Origin of the sequence: Halobacillus trueperi (genome assembly GCF_003386945.1) — a bacterium.
GTDB classification, from domain to species: Bacteria; Bacillota; Bacilli; order Bacillales; family Halobacillaceae; genus Halobacillus; species Halobacillus aidingensis.
In genome coordinates, this window is record NZ_QUAE01000002.1 from 54950 (window position 1) to 78618 (window position 23669).

Below are 23669 nucleotides of genomic sequence, written 5' to 3' on the forward strand. Positions count from 1 at the left end.
TGTAATTCTACTTTAGGAGGGTGAAAAATGACTGCAAAGAAAGTGTTAATCGTCACCGGAGATGCTGTCGAAGCGTTGGAAGTGTATTATCCTTATTTCCGCTGCTTGGAAGAAGGTTTTGATGTTGATATTGCCGCACCTCACCAGAAGAAACTGAATACAGTCATCCACGACTTTGAAGACTGGGAAACATACACCGAGAAAAAAGGTTACATGATCGATTCAAACATGACTTTCGAACAAGTCGATCCGAATGATTACGATGCGCTGATCATTCCAGGTGGCCGTGCCCCTGAACATATTCGCATGCATGATGACCTGCCAGAAATCGTCAGCCATTTCTTCATCGCCGAAAAACCGATTGCCGTCATGTGCCATGGCAGCCTTGTATTGACGACGATTGCTGACGTAGTAGAAGGTCGTAAGATGACTGCCTATCATGCATGTCGTCCTGAAGTAGAGAGTATGGGTGCTGAATACATGGATGAAATGAATTATGTCGATGACAACCTTATATCCGGGCACGCATGGCCAGACCTGCCATCCATCATGAAAGAATTTGTGAAGCAAGTGAAAGGAACGACGGTTAATTCATAAAAATGAAGGCGATTAGCTTACAACAGCTAATCGCCTTATCTTTTTCATGCTAATTGGCGTTCATAGACCACTTCTTCCGTATTCAAGTCAATGGCATCCACTTTCATATTTAATACTTCTCCCGTTTCATTGTTCTTCGAACCCCACAGGCGGATAAAGTTATTAGAGTTCGTATCCAGGAAATTGACTTGGACCGTTCTGACTTCACCTTCTGCCACTTGCTGATCCTGGATCCAGCATTCTTTGAACTCCATGGTGGCCTGACTCAGTATGTAGTCTTCCATCATTTTTTTGAGTTCTGGGAAAGCTAGTCCATCATTTTCTACGCAGACGCGGTTGAAGTCGTTGTAATCTGTGATATGGAAGGTTTGTTTGTTTTCATTAGGCATTAAGATTCCTCCTGAGTAACTTGTTTAATAAAATTCATTTTCCCTAATAGGAAAAGGTAGAAACCTACTATCCAATCCTGCTACCCATGTGGAGTTTACGAGAGATGTCTATCTGAGAAGGGGAAAATGTTCGAACACCTAATTAAATGTGTATGAGGTGGGTTCGTTTTTTAAAAGCCGTCACGAAACAGAACGATCACTCAAGCTAAAAATGAGCGAGCTTCACTTATACAGTTTTCGACTTGAATATTTCATTATCGAATATTCAAGTCCTTAATTGTTAAATCCAACAGTTCAATAGCATCTTTAACTCCATTGGAATATTCCTCCCATGATTCAGACGGAAACCCACTTTCAAAGTTACCCTCTAATACAGAGACAGCCACGTATATATTTTCTAATTCCCTATTTAAATCCATGAGTTTTACAATCGTGTCTGGCAGTAGCTTACTAGAATCAATTTCTTCTAGAAAGTTCAGTTTTTCAGCTAACCTTTTTATTCTCCATTTGAACATTTCACGCTCAATCTTATTCCATTCTTGTTCCTTTTCTATCATTTGGTGATTGTTTTCCAAAGAAAACCTAATGTTCTTTAAATTTGATTTTATCAAAAGAAACTTTGGATATAGCAAAAGCAGCGTTTTATGTTCATTCACTTCATCTTCTTGTTGTTTATTTTTTGTTTGGTAGTTAAACGTTAGCAAAACACCTGCCAGAGTCATCAACCCTCCAATGATCCCACCAAGGTAACTTCCGTAAAAAGCTATCCAAGTTTCCTCTTCACCGACAACTTTGAACCAACGAAACATCATAAGATGGTTGGTTAGAATAGGTAGAACCAAAATAACTATTATACCAATAGTTATGAATAATGTTAGTTTTATTCTGTTAGATTTTTTGATATTTTGTCACTTCCTTTTTCCAAAAAAGGTAATTAAGCTAGTGGCTCGAGAATGGTCTCTCTTAAAAAGCTGGAATGAACTAGAACAAACTTCTATTTCCTCTTATTATCGTATGTTTTTCAAATCCCCCGCATACCTCTAAATCTCTAGAGTAAAGTCCCACACAGCTGATTTCATGAACCTTTTTAAATTATTTAGCACTATCAGGCAACAATCACACGTTAGTAATGAAAAAGCCGCTATTCTATCGTAGAAAATCGATAGAATAGCGGCTTAGCTCAATTATGATGTTTTACGTTCTTTTTCCTCAACGGATACAGGTACAATTCTTTCCGTAATCAGCCCTTGTTCCTTCGCCATCCGCTTAGCCACTTTCGGCGCTAACCAGACAGGCGGCAACAACAACAGTGAAACCGGAACAGCGGTAACAACGATAAAGTTCTGCAGGGTTTGAATACTGCTTTCCCCAATACCGAGAAGGGTTGCAGCGATCCCTCCAAAAAGCAGGGCCCAGAATACACGAAGAACACGTGGCGGATGAGTATCACCCGTAATCGTGACCGCAACAGAATAAGACATCGTATCTGCTGTGGTTGCGACGAAGATGACCGTAACAATTAAGAATCCAGCAGCCATGACCATTCCGTACGGCACTTGTTCCATAATCGCCATCACCGCGGCAGGCATTCCTGTGTTGTTCAAGGCTGTAGAAATGGCTCCCGGTGATTCCAGTTCGTAAAACAAACCAGATCCTCCGACAACGGCAAACCAGAAATTACTCACAATTGGAGCGATGATTGCCACGGCAAGAATCAGCTCACGGATGGTCCGACCTCTTGAGATCCGGCTGATGAACATCGCCATCGCCGGTCCGAAACCGAGGAACCAGCCCCAGAAGAAGACGGTCCAATATCCGAGCCAGCCGCTATCTCCGCGATAAAGACTCATACGCAGGAAGTTCTGAAGTTGAAAAGCTTCCGCAGCGATGAATGAATCGATGATGAACATGGTTGGTCCTAAAATGAGCATGCCGATCATAAGAATGACGGCAAAACCGACATTCAGACGACTGAGCAGTTGAATCCCTTTATCTACACCAGAAGCTGCAGAAATGGCAGCGATTGTCACAAGGAAAATGATCACGAGTGACTGAGTGAACATAGTGTCCGGGATATTGAATAAATAGTTCAAAGCATAACCGACTTGTAGTCCTAAAAAGCCGATCGGTCCTATCGTTCCTGCGGCTACGGCAATGACAGATACAATATCAGCTGTAGCTCCGATGATGCTTTTCTTATTGAAAATTTTCTCTCCAACCATCGGATACAAAATCGCCCGTGGCTTTAACGGGTACCCTTTATGGTAGTGCGCATACATCAGTACAATCGTAGCTACCGTACCTAAACACGCCCATGCGGTAAAGCCCCAGTGGAAAAAGCTTTGCGCTAACCCAGGTACGACGGCCTGTGCACTTGTCATTCCCTCATCCGCAAAAAGCGGTGGCGTCGTTAAGAAATGATAAATTGGTTCTCCGGCTGCCCAGAAGACACCGCCACTTGCAAGCAATGTACAAAGAATCATGGAGACCCAGCGGAACCAGCTGTTTTCCGGTCGATCCATTTTTCCTAATTTCACTTTTCCATATTTCGATAGGGCCAGCGAGACACCAACTACGAATGTAGCAAGCAGCAGCAGTTGCCAGAAGGCACCAAAGAATGTAACAGAAAAGTCGAACGAGCTTGAGATCCATTCTCCCATCAGGTCTTTATTCAAGAGAGACATGAGTAAAAATAAGACGAGAAAGCCTCCGCTGATGCTGAATGTGACCCAGTCAATTCTCGTTCTCCTATTCGTTTTTTCGTTCATTATTTTCCTCCTAGGTTTAATAACCTGTGATAGTTAATTTATTTTTAAGTCAATGACGTATATACAATGGCTTTGTTCTTTAGACGTTCAGAAAACGAATACTCCTCTTATTCTGAGACTTTTCTTAACACATAGGGATTAATTATAGAGATGTTCGTACAACTCGTCAAATCGAAGTGTTGTAAAGATTGAGAGGATGTTGAAGCATTTGTTAGCTGAGGTAGGCTGGTTAACTGTGAGCAGTAAATCTATAACATGCAGTCCATCTATTATAATTTAGCTATTATAGATTACGAAAAAATAGATTCACATAAAAAAAGCACCCCTACGGAAAGAGGTGCTTTGAATATAAGCTATTAATCGAACAGGACACTCACGGAATGCTCGTGCTGGACGCGTAGTAAGGCATCCGCGAGCAGAGGAGCGACAGAAAGAATGGTCATTTTATCAATCTGTTTTTCTTCCGGTTGGAAAATTGAATTCGTGATCACTAATTCTTTGATCGGTGACTGTTCGATTTTGATGACGGCAGGGTCCGATAACACGGCGTGCGTTCCGCAGGCATAGATGTCGCTGACTCCATTCTGATGAAGAATATCAGCAGCGACAGTCACGGTATCCGCTGTATCCATCATGTCATCGACGATGATGACGTTTTTACCCTGGACATCCCCGACGACGTCACGGATTTCCGCCTCCCCGGGCTCCGCTTTGCGTTTATCAATGAAAGCAAGCGGGGCATCAAGGATATTCGCCATTTTTCTTACCCGATTCATGCTGCTTGTATTAGGAGAAACGACGACAAGGTCCTCGATGTTCTTCGTTTTAAAATGTTCTCCAAGAATGGGAATGCCTTGAAGCTGATCCACAGGGATATTGAAGAATCCTTGGATCTGCGGAGCGTGTAAATCAAGCGTAATGACTCTGTCTGCGCCTGCCTTCTCGAGAAGGTTGGCGATCAACTTCGCTGTAATGGGTTCACGGGGACGTGCTTTCCGGTCTTGACGTGCGTACCCATAATAAGGGATAACGACATTGATCGTTTTGGCAGAAGCTCTCTTTAAGGCATCGACCATGATCAACATTTCCATCACATGCTCATTGACAGGCTGGGATGTGGACTGGATCAGGTAAATATCATCCCCACGGACACTTTCTTCAATATTGATTTGAACTTCTCCATCGCTGAAACGGACGACTTTGCTTTTTCCTAAAGGCACTTCCAGAATTTCTGATATTTCTTGAGCCAATGGTTCATTGGAGTTTAAAGTGAATAGCTTCATCTGTGATTGTGTATCCATATGTATCGCTCCTGTTTTTGTAAAGATTTCATTAAGAAAAACTTATCACTACAGGGAGTTGGATGCAAGTTCGGAACCTCGTTTGGTAAGAGTTACCCATCATTATAATTCGGGTCCAACTGATCGGTAATCAACATATGACCAGGGGCATGAGTAATCATAATGGGTGGCTTCGCTTGGAGCGCAGCATTTTGTGGTGTAACTCCACACGCCCAAAAAACAGGTGTCGCTTCTGCAGAGTCAAATTCGACGGCTTCCCCATAATCCGGATTTTGCAAATCATTGATGCCGATTTCTTCTGGTGATCCGATATGGACAGGACTCCCGTGAGACTGTTCAAACCGATCCGATATAGCAAGGGCCTGATCGACTAAATGGTTCGGGACCGCTCTCATACTGACGACCATATTCCCTTTAAAAATCCCGGCAGGCTCCAGTGGAATGGTTGTATCGAACATGGGCACGACTTTTTTCTGCTCCTGGTGGAACAACGGGATGCCACCATCAAGGAGCGCTTTTTCAAAAGTGAAACTGCACCCGATCAGAAACGTAACGAAATCATCCTGCCACACATCTGAGATATTTAGAACTTCTTCTGAAAACTTCCCATCGCGATAAATGCGGTACCGCGGCAAGTCTGTCCGGATATCCGCATCTGCCGATTGAGGAATCGTCTGTCCCGCTTCCATCACTTCGACTAAAGGGCAGGGCTTGGGATTTCTCATGCAGAACAATAAAAAATCGAAGGCGTACTCTTTCGGAAGTGTCACCATATTGGTTTGAATATACCCTTCACATAATCCGGACGTTGTACCAGTGTTTTCTTCCTTTCGCATCGCCGCTCTTTCTTTATAGGGTTCCATATTGAGCTCGTCTCCTTTTCTATCTGAAACTATAGTACTTCCATCATCTTAAGTTGTATTATACATGACTTTTTCATCTGAAGTTTCCAACGGATTTTCACCAAAAGATCAACAACAAAAATCATAAGGGTGAAGAGGTAAGGAAGCTTTGTACAGCCAAGCAGGTTCGTGATTAGGATCCTGCCAATGCCAGGCAGCAAGTGCAGCAGCGCAAGCATCAATGGTGTGGGATTCCTGGGCCATCACTTCCGGGATATCCAGTAATTGGTGTGTTTCGAACCATCTCCTTATCCTTTTACGAATGGTTAGGTCTTGCTTGTAGTGAAGAACATCATCAATCGTCTCCATTCTTGCTCCAAGCGCCGCTCCGGGATGAACTTCAACGATATGAACTTCGTATTTGGTTGAAAGACGTTCGATTTCCCTTGTAAAGCGTATGCCTCTCAACGATAAGTACACCATCCGCATCATCGTCGGGGGCATGATGGATGCTCCCTTCATGCCGAGCTTAGTTACGAAAGCTCTCAAGGATCGGTCGCTTTCCCGGTCCCCTCCTCCGTCTTCATAGGATAAAGGAGCGTCCACACCGATGGTAACGGAGTCCTTATTTGCTAGAGATTCTATGTATGTAATTAAAGCATGGTCATTCATCGGTGTTTCATGTTTTTTGTAAGAGAGCTTGCCTTTCTGCTTTTGAAAATGAACGAGTACGGTGTCTTTGGTGTTGCTGGGTCCGGATAAGTCAATCCCTATGTACTGCACCTGCGCTCCTCCTTCAACGTTCGCTGATCTATCAGCCTATACGATTTGATCAAATGAATGACAGACTTTTTGATTATCCATTTTTATGGAGAGTTGATTTATCAGGGTTTCGACCATGATATCATTATTTTCAGGATTATATCAGGATTTAAGAAAGCAATCCGCTACAACGAAAATTAATTTAGAAATAAAAACAGGCATCTATATAAAGATAGATACCTGTTTAACCTGCAGGATTCACATCATCTTCATGGACGGCATAGACGACCAGCCGTTCATCATGTGTTCCCGCTTCTTTATTGAATTCCCCTGTGCAAGTGATGAGGTTCAACTGTCTTCGGTAGGAAAAACCAAAAATCTTGTTCAATGGTGCGTTCTTCCGATCATACGCCTCTGATTTTTGTACGATAAAGGTTTGTTCTGTTCCTTCGTCATCTGTGACGATGATTTCGTCCCCTTCTTGCAAATCTTCCAGGTTATAAAATACCGCCGGACCCGTCCGGCTATCTACGTGGCCCGCTAGAACGGCACTTCCTTTCGCTCCTGGCTGATAACCATCTTTGTACCAGCCCACACCATCCACACTTCCCGGTTCTCCCATCTGACCATTTGCATAACGACCCACATTCTCAATATCCGCTTTCACATCAATCGCGGGAATGGTTACGGTATTCGGTGTGATGGCTGTCTCATCGGTGGTTTCAGAAGTTGTGGATGCATTTATTTTCTGGGAGTCATACGTTTTTCTTAAACTTTCCTTTTCCTGCGCCTCTTTTGACGTATCCGCTGCCTTTTGTTCAGCATCCATATTCGCATCCGGATCCTGAGCACTGGAACACGCAAACAAGAAGCAAAGAAACAACAGTGGAATCCATTTGTACATATCATTCACCTTCCATCTATATTAAACTACCCCTGGAAATATCTGTATGACCAGGGGTAGAAATTTTTGGTAATTATCTCTTATGCATTGTTTTTGCTTTTGCGTACGCCGATGGCTGTTGCGAATAGGACGGCTGCCATGCTGGCGAAGGCGATCATCCAGGCATTCATTCCGTCATCTGCTGTTCCGCCGAGACCTGTTTTAGGCATTTCAGAAGGCATGTTGGATGCGAACATTTCAGGGTTTTGCGCTACGATGGCACCTGATAGACCCTCACCTACTCCATACATGTGCGCGTATGCTTCACGAAGCTGGTCATAAGCTGCGTCAAAGTCACCGTCTACATAGCTGTCGAACGACCCTGTCAATTGGTTTACGTGCATTTGAAGTCCTTCGGCTGTTGCTTCTGCTTCTAATCCGCCTTCTGTCGCTGTATCAAGGAACTCGGAGAAGTCTGCACGGTAACCATCCAAAGCAGTCAAGGCTTGTTCTTTTGCTTCTTCATCTCCCGCCCCTGTCGCTTCTACATAATCGACGAAGTAACCGATGTGCTCAGACCACATTTCTTCAAATTGTTGTCCCGCTTCCTCTCCATAGACAGAAGTGATGGCTGCAGAAAGATCTTCCGTATTATTGCTGAGTGCAGCTGCGGCATTTTCAAAGTCTTCCGCACCGTCTCCGCCTTTTTGCATCGCAAGGACGGCAAGGGCTGCGTGCTCAGATAGCAAGTGGTTCAAGTCTGCACGAAGGTCAGCGGCTGGTGTCGCTGGGTTCGTGTTTTCGAATTTTTCCGGGAATTGGTCGGTAATTGCTGTGGATAGACCTTTTCCTACTCCGTACATGTGATCGATACTTGTACGAAGTTTTTGATAGGCTTCATCAAAGTCGCCTTCTTCATAATTGTCAAAAGCACCAACGAGCTGATTTACGTGCATTTGAAGACCTTCAGCCAGCGCAGAAGCTTCTAAGCGTTCGTCTGTTGCTGTTTCCAAGAACATGGAGAAATCTTCACGGTAGTTGTCCAAATTGCTTAACGCTTCTTCACGTCCCGCTTCATCTTCTTCTGCTGTCGCTTTTACATAATCAACAAAATATCCGATATGTTCAGACCACATGGATTCGAATTGCTGTCCTGCCTCATCTCCATAGACGGAAGCAATCGCTGCGCTCAGATCTTGTGTATTTCCTTCAAGGGCTGCAGCAGCTGCATCAAAATCCTCAGCTCCCTCAATTCCTTTCTGCATTGTTACAACGGCAAGGTAGGCGTGCTCGGAAAGGGACTGATCAAGTGTTGCGCGTAAATCAGCAGCCGGCGTTGATACCGTTACATCAGACATTTTTTCATTGTGATCTCCGTGATCATCTGCAAACGTAACCGTGGCTGTCGGCAGCATTAGTGCTGCGGACATCGGCAAAGCGATCAAAGATTTTTTCCAATTGATTTGTTTTTTCATTTCCAACCACTCCTCTTAATTTTGATTTCACTAAGCTAACGAGAGGAGATGCATTTTGGATCACAAAAAAACAAAAAAAGTTTTAAAAAAGGCTAAAACCCTTGTTATATCAACAAAAATTCTATTCGAAAAAAAGAAAACCACCTTTTCACGGTGGTTTTCCATAGACGCTTTCAAAACCAGCATCACTTATTTTCAACTGGTGAAGTCGATCGGAGGGAATGCAATCTCTGTTTCAACTCTTTAACTGTGCTCACCTTCAGCACTTTATCTTGAACGTCCTCAAATGCTTGAAAAAAGTGCGGTTTCCCGTTCTCTTCAAAATATTTGTTCCACTTGAACATTTTGAAGAAGATTTGGAAGGTGGGTATGTAATTGGCCTTTTCCAAACGAAGCTTCTGTAAAATGAAACGCTTGATGATCCGGTATGTCCGTATTGAATATTTGGTATCGAGGAAGATGATGACATCCGCATGACGGAAACTTTCTTCCACCCACCACTCATTGTGGACTCCTTCCATAATCCATCCTTCCATCCCGACTACCCGCTTCAAGTATTCGGCCCGCTCCTCTTCTGTTCTTCGAATATCGCCTGTCTGGTGCCTTTCCCACACGACATTATCCAATTCATAATAGGGAAGTTCCAATTCTCTGGATAGTTTTCTTGCGAGTGTCGTCTTCCCACTCGCAACGGAACCGATGATATGTATTTTTTTTACGTCGTTCACTAGACTCCCCCTTTTTAATACCGCTTCTTATTCTGGAGCGTTCATCATTATGTCAGCCCCCTCATCCCCGATATTGAACAGGAATCCACACCTCTTCCACGGCTTCAGGGTCAGCCGGACGATAGTCTTCTGTAAACCGTTCAAAATGCTCCCGGTCATCCAAGACGTAGGATGAAGATGGCAGCCACTCTTTGAATATGTATTGCAACGTTTGGTTGAATTCACTTGCAGGTCCACGATGCAGAAAGACCGCATAAATTCCACCACTCAAGAAATGGGTTTCCATCGCTGGCATTTCTTCAGGATCTATTTGATCAACTTCTACAGCCGCCCATTTAACAAAAGTTGTAGAAGAACTAAAATTCTCAGAACCCAATCCCCCATCAAAAACCTTGAGATTGTATAACATTTCATCGGTACGATTAGGAATGGAATGACGGTACGGCATAAAACTTTTCCAAAGTTCTTGAGTAGAATCTTCATTTAAAGACATCCGCTTCGATTTTCCAATCAACGTCTTTTCCTCTATCGCTATAATTTTCGGATCCATTTCTTCACCTCCAAAAGTGACATTCATTTTTGATTCCATTAAGAGACATAGACGATTGCCATTAGAAAATTTATCCTCATAAACTTTTTCTCCACGAAGACTTCTATTCCTGCTACATCCATAGGTTTCAGATCAAACCTTCAATATTTACAACGCCATAAGCTATAAAGCAAACGTAAGGCTAAAAAATATGATATTTTATTCCAATTATTTTATCGGGAATGACTTTTACCTTATTGACCTCTTTGGATATCCATTAACCAACAATCTTGATACTCCACCTCATGAAGCTCATGACTTGGAAGCAGCTTCACTTTTCGAAACCCGCATTTTTCATAACATCTTAAAGCCCGCTCGTTTCTTGCTTGAGGATCCATCACCACCCTGTCTGCACAGTTATTCTCAAATAAATAATCAACCATAGACGTAACAAGCAAGGAGCCCACCCCCTTGTTCCAATACTTCACTTCTCCAATAAATTGATCCATTCCATAAACAACCCGATCCACATACCCATATTGACCTTTCATTTTTTTATCTAACTCATAAAATTGGATATATCCTATTTTCTTCTCTTTATATACGACAAGGCATTGTGTCTTTTCATCACCTAAGGAAATGAATTCATTCTCAATCTTACTCCTATTAAAAGGCTGATCTCTTCCTTCATAAAATTCAAGTACTCTAGGGTCTGAAAGCCATTTGGATAGTACATCATGATCTTCTTTCACTACTTTCCTGACTAGTAAATCAGCATTTTCAAACAGCATGACACCCTCCTTCTATTATGTTCTCCCTACCATGACCCATATTAAGTTTCCACCAGCCCGCGTGATTACATTATGAGGGATCTTAGCCTACAGGAAAAATTCACTGTGGATCGACCATTTGTATCTTCTCGATCAACGCTATGATGTCCTCATTGGAAACTGGCTCAATCCTCACTTGCTTTGTGGTTTTAATTACACCTTCCGTGACTTTTTTAATCTCCTCCTTATCCACTTCTCCATTCAGCTTTTTATTCCACCGGGCGGGCACATTGTAGACATTGACTGTGCCATCCCCGTTACCACTATAAGTGACGGCTCCATCCACTTGGCGAGTACCTTCTAACTGAATCACATCCTCAGGATAGACAGCACTCTCTTCATGGTTAGGATTAATTAGGCTGCCAGCGGAAATCTTTCTCACATACATTTTGTCAATCTGTTGGTTTGGAGCTAGTTGATACCAAACTCTTGCCCATTCGATTTTATTGGACGTGTAAGGAGTTAAATCTACCTTTTCACCTTCTGAATATTGATTAGAATTCACGCTATTTGAGGGGTTAGCCTTTGATTGATCTTCCCCGGATCCTTTTGAAGATGCGCTCTCCGGTTGGTTTTTCGAAGTACCTTTTTCTTCGTTGGAATCTGTTTGATCACTTTCGTTTTCCCTTGACCCCGTCTCTGTGTGATGGTTGACACCAGACTCGTCTTCACCTGTAGTTAAAGTTGTTTCTTTGCCCTTTATGTCTTGACATCCAGCAGTCATGAAAACAATGAAGATGAAAATTACATAGGAATAAAAACGCTTTTTAGAATTCTTCACTCTGTCACCCCTTTCTTTTATTACCCGAAGGTGCCTATATTTCCTGAGATATCTAACCTATGTAGCTCAACGCCGTTCATTTAGACGTAAAGAATAAATACATTGGGTTTCACCAAAACGAGTGATGGTCTTGTCTAATTTCATACCAGTTTTTTCTAAGAGCCTGCAAGAATACACATTCGCCATCTGCGTTTCAGCCGTAATTTTTTGTAGATTCAGCTCATTAAAAGCATAGCCTGCGACTTCTTTCACAATTTCATAACCATACCCTTTCCCCCACCAACGAGGCAGGAATTGATATGAAAGCTCGATATTTTCCTCATCATGATGAGGATCAAGTGAAACTAACCCAATAAAATGATTGGTTCCTTTTTCACGTACCACCAAATAAAGAGACTTTTCATCTGAGGTCTGCATTCCTTCAAAGAGCGCAGCAATACTATCCTCATCACGTGGACCTCCTAGGTATTTCCTGACCACTGGATGTAAGTAAAGTTCTTTAACCTCTTCAAGATCTATGTTTTGAATCTCTTTCATAACTGTCCGATTTGTTGATAACAAGTCCATCTCCCCTTGCAATCTTGATTATTTTACTTCTATTGAAAAAGCGTAATTGCCATCCCCTTCCTTCCACTGAGCAGTAATATAATAGACATACACTCCTTTTTCGATGGGAGCCATTACTTCACTTCTCTTAAAATCAATTTCCCTCACATAACCATCTTCTACCCATTGTTCTATTTTCATTTCTTGCGCAGGTGCTTGACCAAAACGCACACTGATTTTTTGATTAGGGGCTACTTCGGTCGGTTCATATTGTTTTCCCATATCTATGGGATCTGTGAAAACTTTATCTACACATTCAGCTGATAGAAGTCCTTTCCAACAATAGGAACCTTCTGCTACAGGGACACTCATTCCAGCTGTTGTGACATTCGGAATGGGATGTTCTGGAGGTGTTGAAAAATAGAAAAACACCCCAATGGCCAATGGCACGCATAATAGAAAACCTGATACTACTAAAATTTTTCTAATCCACCATCCCTCCCTTTTCTATAAGACGACCATAATATGGAAAAGTTACAGTTCAAAAATAAAAAATCGAATATTTATCCTGGATGACTCTTCTCCGAGCATAGAAAAAGAAGCTAAAGATTCAAAGGAAACTTTAGCTTCTAAGAATGATTGATGACTTTCATTAAAGAATGAGCTTCTTTTTCTTTCTGCCCTGTCTCTTACGCTCGCTCACAGCTAAGATTATGCATTCTCTTAACTATTCACTGAATAATGCTTTTCTTGTTTTTGGTCCAACGATCCCATCAGCTACTAATCCTTTTGATGTCTGGAACTTCTTAACAGCTCTTAATGTCTGAGGACCAAAAGACCCGTCAGCCGTTATGCTGAGTTTCCGCTGAAGAATGGCCACTGATTCTCCTTTGCTTCCATACCTTAACGTTTCATTAAATGTCTGATATCCTGCGACTGCTTTATTGGCTCCTACTCCATATTTTTGAGCTAATGTCGAAAATGATGAAGAGGAACTCGTAATATAGACAGGGATATTTTTATCCGCACGATCATACAGCCATACGACATCTTTGTTATGCATGCGGATACAACCGCTGGACGCGTAAGTTCCAATAGAAGCCGGATTGTTTGTTCCGTGTACTCCGTATATATTTCCTGAGGTATGCCCCCAGTCACCTGGGACATTTATGCCAAGCCACCTTGCGCCTAAAGGATTCCTTGGATCCCCACCAGGGATGCCTTCTTTATACCATGGCCTGTTTTTAACCTTATTAACGAGAGAAAACTTCCCTTCCGGTGTCATATTTCTCGTTCTTCCTGTTGCTACAGGAAAGACTTTTTGAAGGGTTCCATTTTCATAAAAAGCGAGTTGGTTATTACTCTTGTTAATGATAATGGCTTCCTTCTCCGCAGCCTCTGCCGGCTTTACTCCCAAACACAAACCTAATAACAACACCCCAAGTGCAAACACAAGTTTCCTCATCTGCATCCTCTTTCCTCCATTACTCCCTTAATGAATATGGAAACATTATACTCCGGGGAATGAGGAAATAAATGTCGATTACGGCTGTCGAAATGAGAAAATTTTCGTGCGGATAAAACTGATATTTTCCGACCATTTCTCTGTTTAATGGGTATTAGAGCAGAATGATGAACGTGAGTGTTTCCTAATCCCCTGGTCATTCATCTCCCGTCCACCCACACACCCGCCATTTTATGGTAAAATATATGGGCGAAGAAGCCAGAATAAAATGAAAAGAGGTCGGCATTATGAGCCGACCTCTTTCGCTTCTATCGTCTTATAGTTCCGCTTGTAATACAACATCCCCTTCAGGAAGTTGGTTATTTGGTTGTGGCTCTTTCGTGATGGCGATGGCATCCCATGATTTCTGGTTTTCCTCATCAATCCGGAAAGTCACCGCACCGTTACCTTCTCCATCTGTCGTAAAAGCCCCTGCTGGTTCAGGATTTTCACCTTCGATCAGCCATACTTGATAGACCTGATCCCCTTCGAGTTGACTCAATTCTTCCACTTGGACAAGCAGTTCAGAACCGATATTGCGGTCAACTAAGGTCGCTACTCCAGATCCGGCTTCACCTGTGGATGCAAGCTGCGTCCGCTCGGTCGGGGTCACCGTATCTCCATTCTCACTCTCGCGATCTTCGAGTTCAGATAAAGCCACTTGAAGGTCAGAAAGATTCGACTCCAGATCTTCATTTTGGGAAGATAGCTGTTGAAGCTGCAGACCTGCGAATATATTTCCACCTACGGATAAGAGGAGCCCTGCTGCTAGTGCGCCAGCCCAAACCTTCCACTTGTTCGGCTTTTTAGGTGAGAGGACCGGCGTCTGTTTTTCTTTCGCTTCATATCCATGTCCATCTTCTTCCTCATTGAAGACACCATTTAAGACGCGTTCTCTCATACCGGCCGGAGGCGTCGCTTCTTTCATATAGGCAGGGATATCTCCCATCAGGCCTTCCAGCTCCTGGACTTCTTCCTGACAGTCGGGACACTCCCGTAAATGTTGTTCAAATTCGTTTTTCTCTTTTTCGTTCAACTGGTCATTCAAGTAATCAAGGACATTCTCGCATTGTTTGTCATTCATCGGTGGTCCCCCCTTTCTCATCCAAATGCTCGCGCAACTTTTTCAATGCGAGCCGAACCCGTCCTTTGACTGTACCAAGGGGAATCTCACATTTTTCAGCGATTTCCCGTTGCGATAATCCCTGGAAATAAAAAAGGCAGATCATGCGTTGCTGTTCATCGGGTAGCGTGTCGATCGCTTTTCGCAGTTGGTCACGTTCTTCTTTATCTGTCACGACCTCTTCGACACCAGGCATTTCCTCATTCACGGAATCTCTTTGATCCCACTCCACTTCCTGGACTTTCTTTTTTCTGATCAAGTCGATGGAAGCATTCCTTGTGATGGTCAACAGCCAACTTGAAAACTTGCCGCGTTCTTTCACGTATTGACCTGCTCCTTTGCCTCTCCACAACTTAATGAAGACATCCTGCATCACTTCTTCAGCGGCTTGCTGATCCTTCATCATTCGATAAGCAAAAGAATATAATAATTTCTCATATCGGTTGTAGAGGGTTTCGAGAGCAGTTTTGTCTTTATTACGGATTTGTTCGTATAACTCATAGTCCGTCGGTTTGCTCATTCAAATTCCCCTTTTTATGCCATTGTCTTTCTAGTATATCTTTTTAAAGGAGATTCTTCACGTTTCACAAAGCATACGAAAGGGAACAAATTCTGGATCACTATTCCCTTGATAGTTATTGTGACCGTTAATAAAAAACATGCGATAAAAAAGATACCGTTGAATTATCTTGAAAGTGAGGGATCTTGAATGAGTTCTACCAATAAACCTGTTGAAATCGACAAAGACGGTTCCTTCAAACGTCAAACCAACCGCTTCACTGCTTCTTTCGGTGAAGAACTTCCCGTAGAACCAGGAAAATACCGTCTCCTTTGGTCTCCCGCTTGTCCATGGGCTCACCGTGCAGTCATAGTCCGGAAAATCCTTGGACTTGATACCTCAATCAGTCTTGGAACCGCAAGCCCTCTTCGCCCGCAGATCGACCGTGTGGATTGGGAATTTTCTTTGGATGAAAATAGCAAAGACCCTGAACTAGGCATTCAATATGTAAGTGAAGTCTATCTCAATGCAGATAACAACTATTCCGGACGACCGACTGTACCAATGATGGTTGATATTGATGAGAAAAAAGCGGTCAACAATGACTATTTTAACTTGACCACAGATTTTGAAACCGCCTGGGCTCCTTTTCACAAAGAAGGTGCTCCTGCTCTGTATCCTAAAGAATTGCGAGAAGATATTGATTATTGGAGCGAGGTCATTTTCCATGACATCAATAATGGCGTCTACAAATGTGGCTTCGCTCAATCCCAGGAAGCTTATGAACACGCGTATGACCAGCTTTTTGCACGCCTTGATAAACTCGAGCAACATCTATCTAAAAACCGCTTCCTCCTGGGTGACTACATAACGGAGGCAGACGTACGCTTTTATACCACCCTTGCACGTTTTGATGTTGCTTATTACAATGGATTCAACACAAATCGAAATCTGATTCGTGAATTCCCGAGCCTTTGGGGGTATGCCCGCGACCTGTATCAGACAGAAGGATTTGGTGATACCACAGATTTTCATGCCATAAAGCAGCATTATCATTTATCGATCACCATCAACCCGGATCTCGCAGAAAAGAAGATTCTACCTAAAGGTCCTGACCTGTCTGTATGGGAGTCCCCTCATCATCGTAAAAAATTAAGCCAGACGAGAGATAAGTTTCGGTTTTAAAGGAGAACGACATGAACATTACGATTCGAAATGCGAAAAAAGAAGAATTACTTGAGATCCGAAAACTGAGAATGGTTGCTTACGAAGACCATACCGGTTCGATTCCGGACGAACATTGGAATGCACTGAAGAAGGCTGTCTCTTCTGAAGCTGACCAACAGCCAGGTGTAGATCTCATCGTGGCAGAAGTGAATGGGAACATTCTAGGAAGTGTCGCCCTCTTCCCGGCAAGGACAGACACATATGAAGGGTATGTAGATGTACTGGATTATCCTGAAATCCGTGTACTTGCTGTCATCCCACAAGCGCGTGGGAAAGGAATCGCTTCCAGTTTAATAGAAGAATGCATCTTAAGAGCCAAAGCGAAAGGGTATTCTGAAATCGGCCTGCATACCGGTGATTTTATGAAAGACGCCATCGCCTTGTATGAGCGCAACGGATTCGAGCGAGTGCCGGAGCACGACTTCGAGCCTGCTAATGACGGAATCATCGTGAAAGCTTTCCGACGATCCATATAGAAAGAGGAAAAAGGTCAACTCCATCCGGAGTGACCTTTTTTCATTCATACTTCAGATAATTGTAATTCTCCGTAGGTACTTCTTTTATCATGTTTCCATCACGATCTTTATAAATTTCATATTCCCGATAAGCTTCCACTTTTGCCCCGCCTACAACTTTCGTCCCCTCATATACGAGCTCCAACTCCATAGTTGTAAATGGTTCCTCCTTATCTTGTGTAGCCACAGCTTCGGTTTCATTATTTTCTGTGCTGACAGGTGATTGGAAATGATCTTCCGGGAGCATCTGTGGTGACTCCATGTACCCGATCAGCGCAATAACACCTAAGAGCAGTAAGAAAGGATAAAACTTTTTCATGATATCGCCCCCTAAAATTCACTGTACAAGCATCCTATGCATCCGACCATAAAAAAAGGAACCCTCCCGCATGGAAAGTTCCTTTTTCGTATGGATTTATTAATAAAATCCACCGTGACCGTGATGATACCCACCGTACCACGGATTATACCCGCCGTGCCCTTGATGGTATCCATGTCCTGGCGCGTATGAGCTGTGCCCATGTTCATAGCCATAACCCGGCGAGTACGTCCCTTGATCATGGTGATATCCATAGCCGGGGATGTACGTCCGGCCATGATGGTACCCATACCCTGGGACATAGGTGCCGTGACCGTGATGATAGACTTGATCCAAATCACTCGCCCCTTCCCTTAACTCTCATTAGCCTATGTGCAGGGGAAGATGTCGGTCTGGGCAATTTCCCCCCTAAAAAAATAGACACGCTCTTTTATGCAAAGAGCGTGTCTACCCCTTTATTTCACTTCAACTTTTACATTGTCGATATAAATGTCATGGGCATCTGCAAATTGACCCATCAAGAATTTCAAAGATGTAACATCATCTTTAACCATCTCAAACTCAAACTCATAATGTTCCATATCTTCATTTAGAGAAACTTTTTCACTGAGGTAACGTGTATAATTCGCGTTCTCAAGAGTAACCTCGATGTCTCTGGCTAGGGTTGATTTAGCATCAAAAGCTAATGTGTAGGCAGCCCCTTTGCTAAGGGAAAGGTTTTTCTGTTCCGCTAAAACACTCCATGTTTCATTGCCCGCATTCTCGATAGCTATTTTGAGCTCTTCATCAACAACGTCCACAGCCGCATTCGCATCAAAGTGAATATAACTTTCCCACGGTTCCATTCCTTGTGAAAAGTCACCATTTTGGAAATTGATTGGAGCAACAATTACGGACGTTTGAATCATGCGAATGTTATCTAACGTCACATCACCATCTTCTCCCCCTAGAAGAAATCTCAGCTGGCCGACTTCACCAGAGAGCTCCTCAGGCAGTTGGAATTCTAACGTATGACCCGCCATCTCTTTAGTCAATGAAACAGCTTCTTCACTGAAGTACTGGACAGAACCATCTTCGCTGACCACTTCCACTTGTATGTTTCTTGATTCTGATGCGTTCGCATCGAATGTCAATTCATATTCCTGATTTTCTGCAAGCGGAATGCCGCCTTGAGAGAAAAGAATGTCTCCTGGCTGCTGACCTTCTTCTGCAACGGTGATTTCAGCTTTTCGAGAGGATTCCGGTACGACTACACTCGCATCCGCAACATTTTGCGAGGACAGTTCCCAATAATTGAGACGTGTCATATCCCCCTGGTCGAAGGTACCGTTATAAATAAGGTTGCCATCACCCAACGCAGGCTTCGATGGGTCCTCGCTGACTTGATCCGTAATATCCTCTACACGGACGTTGCCAATCCATACAGGCGCTGTTCCATTACTACCCATATTGAATTCCAGACGCGCAGCTAAATCTGTATCCTGATTAAACTTAAATGTGTACTCATAAGATTGAAGGTTCTCCGTCAATCCCATCGTTTTTTCACCGGAGTAATTCGCATAACCTCTTTCTGCTCCACCGGATACTTTTGTCATGATGTTCCGGGTCGTATTGGACTTCGCATCAAACGATACCTTGTACGTGTGTCCTTTTAGAACCGGAAGCTTCTGGATTTGTTGCAAAGACCATAGGGCATTTCCTGGGTTAATAATCTCCGTCTTCGCAAAATTTTCTCCTTCTAGGTCTTCAATTGTTAGATTTCCTTCACCTTTGAAATCTGGGAGTTCAAGGAAATTCCAATAGGTTGAATCGAGTGTTTTTTCTGGAGAATCCACTACGGTTATTCCTTTTTCATAGTTCTGATCATAAATAAAGTTTCCGTCTTCTAATGGCTGTTTCGCATCTTCCGGCAATGTCTCTTCTTCTACGACAGGTTCAACGGGCTCTTTGTATTCTCTCCCAGTTAATTCATACACACGCACATAGTCTACTTCCATTGTGCCTGGAAATTCTGTCGTTTCATCTGGATCCCCGCCGTACCAGCCACCGACGGCAAGGTTCAAGATCATGTAGAACTCTTGATCAAATGGAGCAGGATATGCATATTTATCTCCTTGATTTTCACCTTTGCTGAACCAATCATTCAATGTTTGATATAGTTCTCCATCAACGTACCAGCGAATCTCACCTGGTTCCCACTCGACTGAATACGTATGGTAACCTGTGTAATCCTCGCCTTCTGGGAAGTGATACTCTTTGCCTGTGTACGTATTGTTCGGCCATTCTTCTCCATAGTGGATCGTTCCACCGATTTTACTCGTTTCTTTTCCAGCCGCTTCCATAATGTCGATTTCTCCAGAAGCCGGCCACGGTCCATATACATCATCCTCTGGCATCATCCAGAATGCCGGCCAGAATCCTTGACCCTCAGGAAGTTTCATTTTTGCTTCAAATTTACCGTATTTCTTACTGAATAGACCTTTTGTCTTTAATTTCGCGGATGTGTAATCATACGATCCGAATTTATCTGTTATCGGCTCTTCTTCCTTTTTCGCTTTGATAACTAAATGGCCATCTTGGGTATAAGAGTTTTCGCTGGAATCTGTATAATATTCTTTCTCATCGTTACCCCAGCCTGGAGCGACCCCTTCTCCGTTTTCGTCCACAATCCAGTTTCCAATATCGTAGGTCCATTTGTCTGAATCAATCTCTTTCGCTAAAAATTCATCGTTCCAAACGAGCGACCAATCTGAAGCTTTTTCATCAGCATCATATACGAGAACACGATTCAAATCTGAATTTACAGTGGAAACTTGATTCTGAATCTCTTCATCAATATAAACCGTTCCGTTTACAGTGACTTCGTTTAAAAGGATGTCCTTCCCGTTAGTAATGACTAAATCACCATCAATGGTAGATTCAGAGATTGTAACTCCTGATGCATTGATCCATGCATTTCCTTTGATATCCTGTCTTTCGTATTCTCCTGCTTCGTTATAGTAGGCATCAACAAAACCATCTACCAATTTTAGGAGGTCTTTACGCTTCAGTGGTTTTTCCGAACCTTCCCATTGATCAAGAGATTCTTCCAATTGATTAGGAAGAAATCCGGAGATAATATTCTTCGCTGCCCCTTGTTTAATAGCAGAGCGTATATTAACAGAATCATCCGTTGCTTCTTCTGTTTTTTGTATGACTTCTTTCTCATCCACGCCGAACAGATGACTTAACACAACGTAATATTCTTGATAGTTCATGGATGCGCTTTCATTTTTCTTGTTATTCAGCCCTTCAAATAGACCTTCTTCATACCAATGGATTCCTTCTTCTTGTTTCCCTTCGGACTTTTTGGCATGAACAGGGGTGAAACTTCCTAAAACGATAAACAGGACGATCAAACAATAAAAAAATTTCTTCAATCTGCTTCCTCCTTTAATTTTTCAGCTGTATGTAGTCAATCTAAGAGGTGTTGGTTCATCTTTTTGTTCCTTGATCATCAATGACAGAAAACATTTTATAAAAAAGAAAGGGAAACGAGTATCTTCCTATAAAATAGAACGAAACCGGTTTCCCTTCAGGTCAAAAAATTTTATCTTTCAAACTTGTGGTTCTCTACCGTGTCTTTGTACCAGTAGTAGCTATCTTTTCTCGTACGCTCGAACGTCTCGAAATTCACGTGGATAATTCCGAATCTCTTCTCATATCCTTCCGCCCATTCGAAATTATCTAGAAGTGACCAGACGATATACCCGACGATCGGTACGCCTGCTTCCATTGCACGGTTCAGAGCGGTCAAGTGTTGTTTGAGGTAATCTACGCGCTCTTTGTCGTGCACTTTTCCATCTTCCTCTACGCCATGGTTATAGCAAGCGCCGTTTTCCGTGATGTAAATCGGAACATCCCCGTACGTCTTGTGAAGGTCCGTAAGGGTTTTATAAAAACCTTCCGAATAGATCGGCCAATCGATATCGGTGCGACGTTCATCAAGAGCGATTTCTTCGACTTGGAACAACCCTTCGTCTTTCTTATAGCGGCCGAGACTTCCTGTATAATAGTTGATTCCCATCATATCGATCGGCTGGGAAATGATTTCAAGGTCGCCCTCTTCCATGTTCAAGGTCGCGTTATGCTCAGCGAAAAGTTTCACCAGGGTTTCTGGATATGTACCTTTGAACACAGGATCCATAAACCATTCTTTCTGCCACATCATTCCACGCTTGCATGCATCGATATCTTCTTGATTGGGGCTGTACGGCTCAAGCCAACCGACATTTGGTGCGTACCCGATTTCGCCATCCGGTACAAGGTCGCGGAACGACTGGACTGCTTTCCCGTGAGCGAGCAACAAATGATGGGAAACATCTACCGCCGCTTGCAAACTCGTTTTTCCTGGGGCATGGATACCTAGATAGTTAGATAAGAAGGATGCACACCAAGGTTCATTGATCGTCAGCCATTTTTTCACTTGGCCACCGAACTCTTGGAACATGGCATTCGCATAGGCCAAGAACGCTTCTGTCGTTTCGCGATTCTCCCATCCGCCTTTTTCCTGCAGAACTTGAGGAAGATCCCAGTGATAGAGCGTAATCATCGGCTCAATTCCGTTGTCAATCAGTTCCTGAATCAAGTTGCGATAATACTCGACGCCTTCTGGGTTCAATTCGCCTGTCCCTTCAGGAATAACGCGGGACCATGAAATCGAGAATCGATACATGTCAACACCAAGGTCCTTCAAGTGCTGCACATCTTCTTTGTACATATGATAGCTGTTGCATGCGTGATCGCCATGATCCCCGTTCTTTACATTGCCAGGGGTGTGGGAGAACACGTCCCAAATCGATGCGGTGCGTCCTCCTTCCTTTGCGGCTCCTTCAATCTGGTAGGAAGCAGTCGCTGCGCCCCATTTTAACTTGTCAGGAAATTGAATCGTTGTCATTGCCTTTACCTCCAGTTAATCTTTAGGAGTCTAGCGTTCTTTGGTAGATGCTCGTGGGACCAGCTCTGGGTCCACTTTGACATCCTGGATGTCGTGATCGTCCTTGATCAAGTCTTCAAGCATATACGCCGCTAGTTTTCCTAGTTTTTGTTTGTCTTGCTTTACAGTCGTCAGTGGTGGATCACTGTACCGGCAAGCTTCAATATCATCGCAGCCAATCAATTGGATATCTTCAGGAACAGACAATCCTTCTTCCTTCATGGCTTTTAATGCGCCAAGGGCCATCATATCGGAAGCTGCGAAAACCGCTTCTGGAAGCCGGTCTCCTTTCAGAATTTCCTTCATTCCTTCATATCCACTCTCTTCGAAAAAGTCGCCGTAATAGATCCAATCTTTGTTGACCGCAAGTCCAAATTGGTTCATCGCATCAATAAAGCCGATATTCCGGATACTTGATACGAGGGAATCTTGCTTTCCTCCGATGTAAGCGATGTTGCGGACTTTGTTCAAATAAAGATACTCGACGACTTTCGCACCGATTTTTGCGTTGTCTGTCATAATGTAGCTGGATCTCGGACCTTCAAGCTTCAAGTCAATCCCGATACAAGGAATCTCGCTTTTCGCAATGTCATGGACAGCCTCTTCAATTTCATCACCGGCGATGACCAGGCATCCATCAACATGGAAATGCTTACACCTTTCCAAGTACTTGCTTTCCCCTTTATAAAATTTTTCATTTGAGAATAACAGCAAGTCATAACCTAAAGCCCCTACTGCTCTCTTGAATGAATTGACGACCTCATTGAAAAAGGGGTGAGTGAAATCAACATTGATCTTACCGGCATAAATCAAGCCGATCAGATTCGATTTTTTCGTAGCCAGAGATTTGGCTGAAAACGTCGGTTGATATTTTGTATCTTCGATAATCTTATAGACTTTCTTTCGCGTCGATTCACTGATGCCTCCATAATTGTTGATGATTTTAGAAACAGTGGCTGGAGAAACACCTGCCATTTTTGCTATGTCACGTATTGTCAAATCCATATCTTGTTCTCTCCTTAAAAGCTAGCCGCTCTGTGATTACCATCTATTGTATCAACAATTACGAGTGGATG

The 23669-nt window shown here is 43.1% G+C and carries 25 protein-coding genes; 3 read left to right on the forward strand and 22 right to left on the reverse strand.

Features of this window, described 5'->3' with window-relative positions; genetic code table 11:
• Positions 1-27 precede the first annotated feature (27 nt).
• Positions 28-597 (forward strand): DJ-1/PfpI family protein, encoded by a 570-nt coding sequence (locus DYE48_RS02830; RefSeq protein ID WP_115822334.1) that lies wholly within the window; start codon positions 28-30, stop codon positions 595-597.
• Positions 598-641: 44 nt separating this feature from the next.
• Here the strand turns inward: DYE48_RS02830 and DYE48_RS02835 are convergent, their stop codons facing one another.
• The 17 genes from DYE48_RS02835 to DYE48_RS02915 all read right to left on the reverse strand — a co-directional run bounded on the left by DYE48_RS02835 (position 642) and on the right by DYE48_RS02915 (position 15578).
• The gene (locus DYE48_RS02835; RefSeq protein ID WP_115822335.1) at positions 642-986 is read right to left on the reverse strand and encodes a hypothetical protein; all 345 of its coding nucleotides are present in this window, start codon (positions 984-986) and stop codon (positions 642-644) included.
• A gap of 254 nt (positions 987-1240) precedes the next feature.
• Positions 1241-1828, reverse strand: a complete 588-nt coding sequence (locus DYE48_RS02840) for a hypothetical protein (RefSeq protein ID WP_115822336.1) — start codon at positions 1826-1828, stop codon at positions 1241-1243.
• 342 nt (positions 1829-2170) lie between these two features.
• A complete protein-coding gene (locus DYE48_RS02845) occupies positions 2171-3754 on the reverse strand; it encodes a BCCT family transporter (RefSeq protein ID WP_115822337.1) in 1584 nt (527 codons plus the stop codon).
• A gap of 356 nt (positions 3755-4110) precedes the next feature.
• Positions 4111-5055, reverse strand: coding sequence for a ribose-phosphate diphosphokinase (locus DYE48_RS02850; RefSeq protein ID WP_115822338.1), 945 nt, complete (start codon positions 5053-5055; stop codon positions 4111-4113).
• Positions 5056-5147: 92 nt separating this feature from the next.
• Positions 5148-5918 (reverse strand): putative hydro-lyase, encoded by a 771-nt coding sequence (locus DYE48_RS02855; protein ID WP_115822339.1) that lies wholly within the window; start codon positions 5916-5918, stop codon positions 5148-5150.
• Between the two features lie 108 nt (positions 5919-6026).
• Positions 6027-6680, reverse strand: a complete 654-nt coding sequence (locus DYE48_RS02860; RefSeq protein WP_115822340.1) for a DUF429 domain-containing protein — start codon at positions 6678-6680, stop codon at positions 6027-6029.
• A gap of 223 nt (positions 6681-6903) precedes the next feature.
• A complete protein-coding gene (locus DYE48_RS02865) occupies positions 6904-7563 on the reverse strand; it encodes a class F sortase (RefSeq protein ID WP_115822341.1) in 660 nt (219 codons plus the stop codon).
• Positions 7564-7643: 80 nt separating this feature from the next.
• Positions 7644-9005, reverse strand: coding sequence for a copper amine oxidase (locus DYE48_RS02870; protein ID WP_115822624.1), 1362 nt, complete (start codon positions 9003-9005; stop codon positions 7644-7646).
• 197 nt (positions 9006-9202) lie between these two features.
• A complete protein-coding gene (locus DYE48_RS02875; RefSeq protein ID WP_115822342.1) occupies positions 9203-9745 on the reverse strand; it encodes a P-loop NTPase family protein in 543 nt (180 codons plus the stop codon).
• A 61-nt stretch (positions 9746-9806) separates the two neighbouring features.
• Positions 9807-10295, reverse strand: coding sequence for a GyrI-like domain-containing protein (locus DYE48_RS02880; protein ID WP_115822343.1), 489 nt, complete (start codon positions 10293-10295; stop codon positions 9807-9809).
• 233 nt (positions 10296-10528) lie between these two features.
• Positions 10529-11065 carry a GNAT family N-acetyltransferase gene (locus DYE48_RS02885; protein ID WP_115822344.1) on the reverse strand — a complete coding sequence of 179 codons (537 nt, stop codon included), beginning with the start codon at positions 11063-11065 and terminating at the stop codon, positions 10529-10531.
• Between the two features lie 100 nt (positions 11066-11165).
• Positions 11166-11885: a hypothetical protein gene (locus DYE48_RS02890; RefSeq protein ID WP_115822345.1), complete on the reverse strand. Its 720-nt coding sequence runs from the start codon at positions 11883-11885 to the stop codon at positions 11166-11168.
• 66 nt (positions 11886-11951) lie between these two features.
• A complete protein-coding gene (locus tag DYE48_RS02895; protein ID WP_425269280.1) occupies positions 11952-12452 on the reverse strand; it encodes a GNAT family N-acetyltransferase in 501 nt (166 codons plus the stop codon).
• Between the two features lie 18 nt (positions 12453-12470).
• Complete coding sequence (locus DYE48_RS02900) at positions 12471-12881, reverse strand: hypothetical protein (protein ID WP_115822346.1); 411 nt, start codon at positions 12879-12881, stop codon at positions 12471-12473.
• A gap of 277 nt (positions 12882-13158) precedes the next feature.
• Positions 13159-13902: a L,D-transpeptidase family protein gene (locus DYE48_RS02905; RefSeq protein ID WP_115822347.1), complete on the reverse strand. Its 744-nt coding sequence runs from the start codon at positions 13900-13902 to the stop codon at positions 13159-13161.
• 310 nt (positions 13903-14212) lie between these two features.
• The gene (locus DYE48_RS02910; RefSeq protein WP_167449444.1) at positions 14213-15019 is read right to left on the reverse strand and encodes an anti-sigma factor; all 807 of its coding nucleotides are present in this window, start codon (positions 15017-15019) and stop codon (positions 14213-14215) included.
• Positions 15012-15578, reverse strand: a complete 567-nt coding sequence (locus tag DYE48_RS02915; protein WP_115822349.1) for an RNA polymerase sigma factor — start codon at positions 15576-15578, stop codon at positions 15012-15014. The genes DYE48_RS02910 and DYE48_RS02915 overlap by 8 nt, the downstream gene beginning before the upstream one ends.
• 189 nt (positions 15579-15767) lie before the next feature.
• On the opposite strand from DYE48_RS02915, the gene DYE48_RS02920 reads away from it, so the two are divergent.
• Positions 15768-16742 (forward strand): glutathione S-transferase family protein, encoded by a 975-nt coding sequence (locus DYE48_RS02920; RefSeq protein ID WP_115822350.1) that lies wholly within the window; start codon positions 15768-15770, stop codon positions 16740-16742.
• Between the two features lie 11 nt (positions 16743-16753).
• The gene (locus tag DYE48_RS02925) at positions 16754-17260 is read left to right on the forward strand and encodes a GNAT family N-acetyltransferase (protein ID WP_115822351.1); all 507 of its coding nucleotides are present in this window, start codon (positions 16754-16756) and stop codon (positions 17258-17260) included.
• 40 nt (positions 17261-17300) lie between these two features.
• Here the strand turns inward: DYE48_RS02925 and DYE48_RS02930 are convergent, their stop codons facing one another.
• The 5 genes from DYE48_RS02930 to DYE48_RS02950 all read right to left on the reverse strand — a co-directional run bounded on the left by DYE48_RS02930 (position 17301) and on the right by DYE48_RS02950 (position 23598).
• Positions 17301-17618 carry a hypothetical protein gene (locus tag DYE48_RS02930; RefSeq protein WP_115822352.1) on the reverse strand — a complete coding sequence of 106 codons (318 nt, stop codon included), beginning with the start codon at positions 17616-17618 and terminating at the stop codon, positions 17301-17303.
• Positions 17619-17717: 99 nt separating this feature from the next.
• Positions 17718-17954, reverse strand: a complete 237-nt coding sequence (locus DYE48_RS02935; protein WP_115822353.1) for a hypothetical protein — start codon at positions 17952-17954, stop codon at positions 17718-17720.
• 119 nt (positions 17955-18073) lie between these two features.
• A complete protein-coding gene (locus DYE48_RS02940; RefSeq protein ID WP_115822354.1) occupies positions 18074-21037 on the reverse strand; it encodes a carbohydrate binding domain-containing protein in 2964 nt (987 codons plus the stop codon).
• Positions 21038-21207: 170 nt separating this feature from the next.
• A complete protein-coding gene (locus DYE48_RS02945) occupies positions 21208-22554 on the reverse strand; it encodes a GH1 family beta-glucosidase (RefSeq protein WP_115822355.1) in 1347 nt (448 codons plus the stop codon).
• Positions 22555-22584: 30 nt separating this feature from the next.
• Complete coding sequence (locus DYE48_RS02950; RefSeq protein ID WP_115822356.1) at positions 22585-23598, reverse strand: LacI family DNA-binding transcriptional regulator; 1014 nt, start codon at positions 23596-23598, stop codon at positions 22585-22587.
• Positions 23599-23669: the final 71 nt, after the last annotated feature.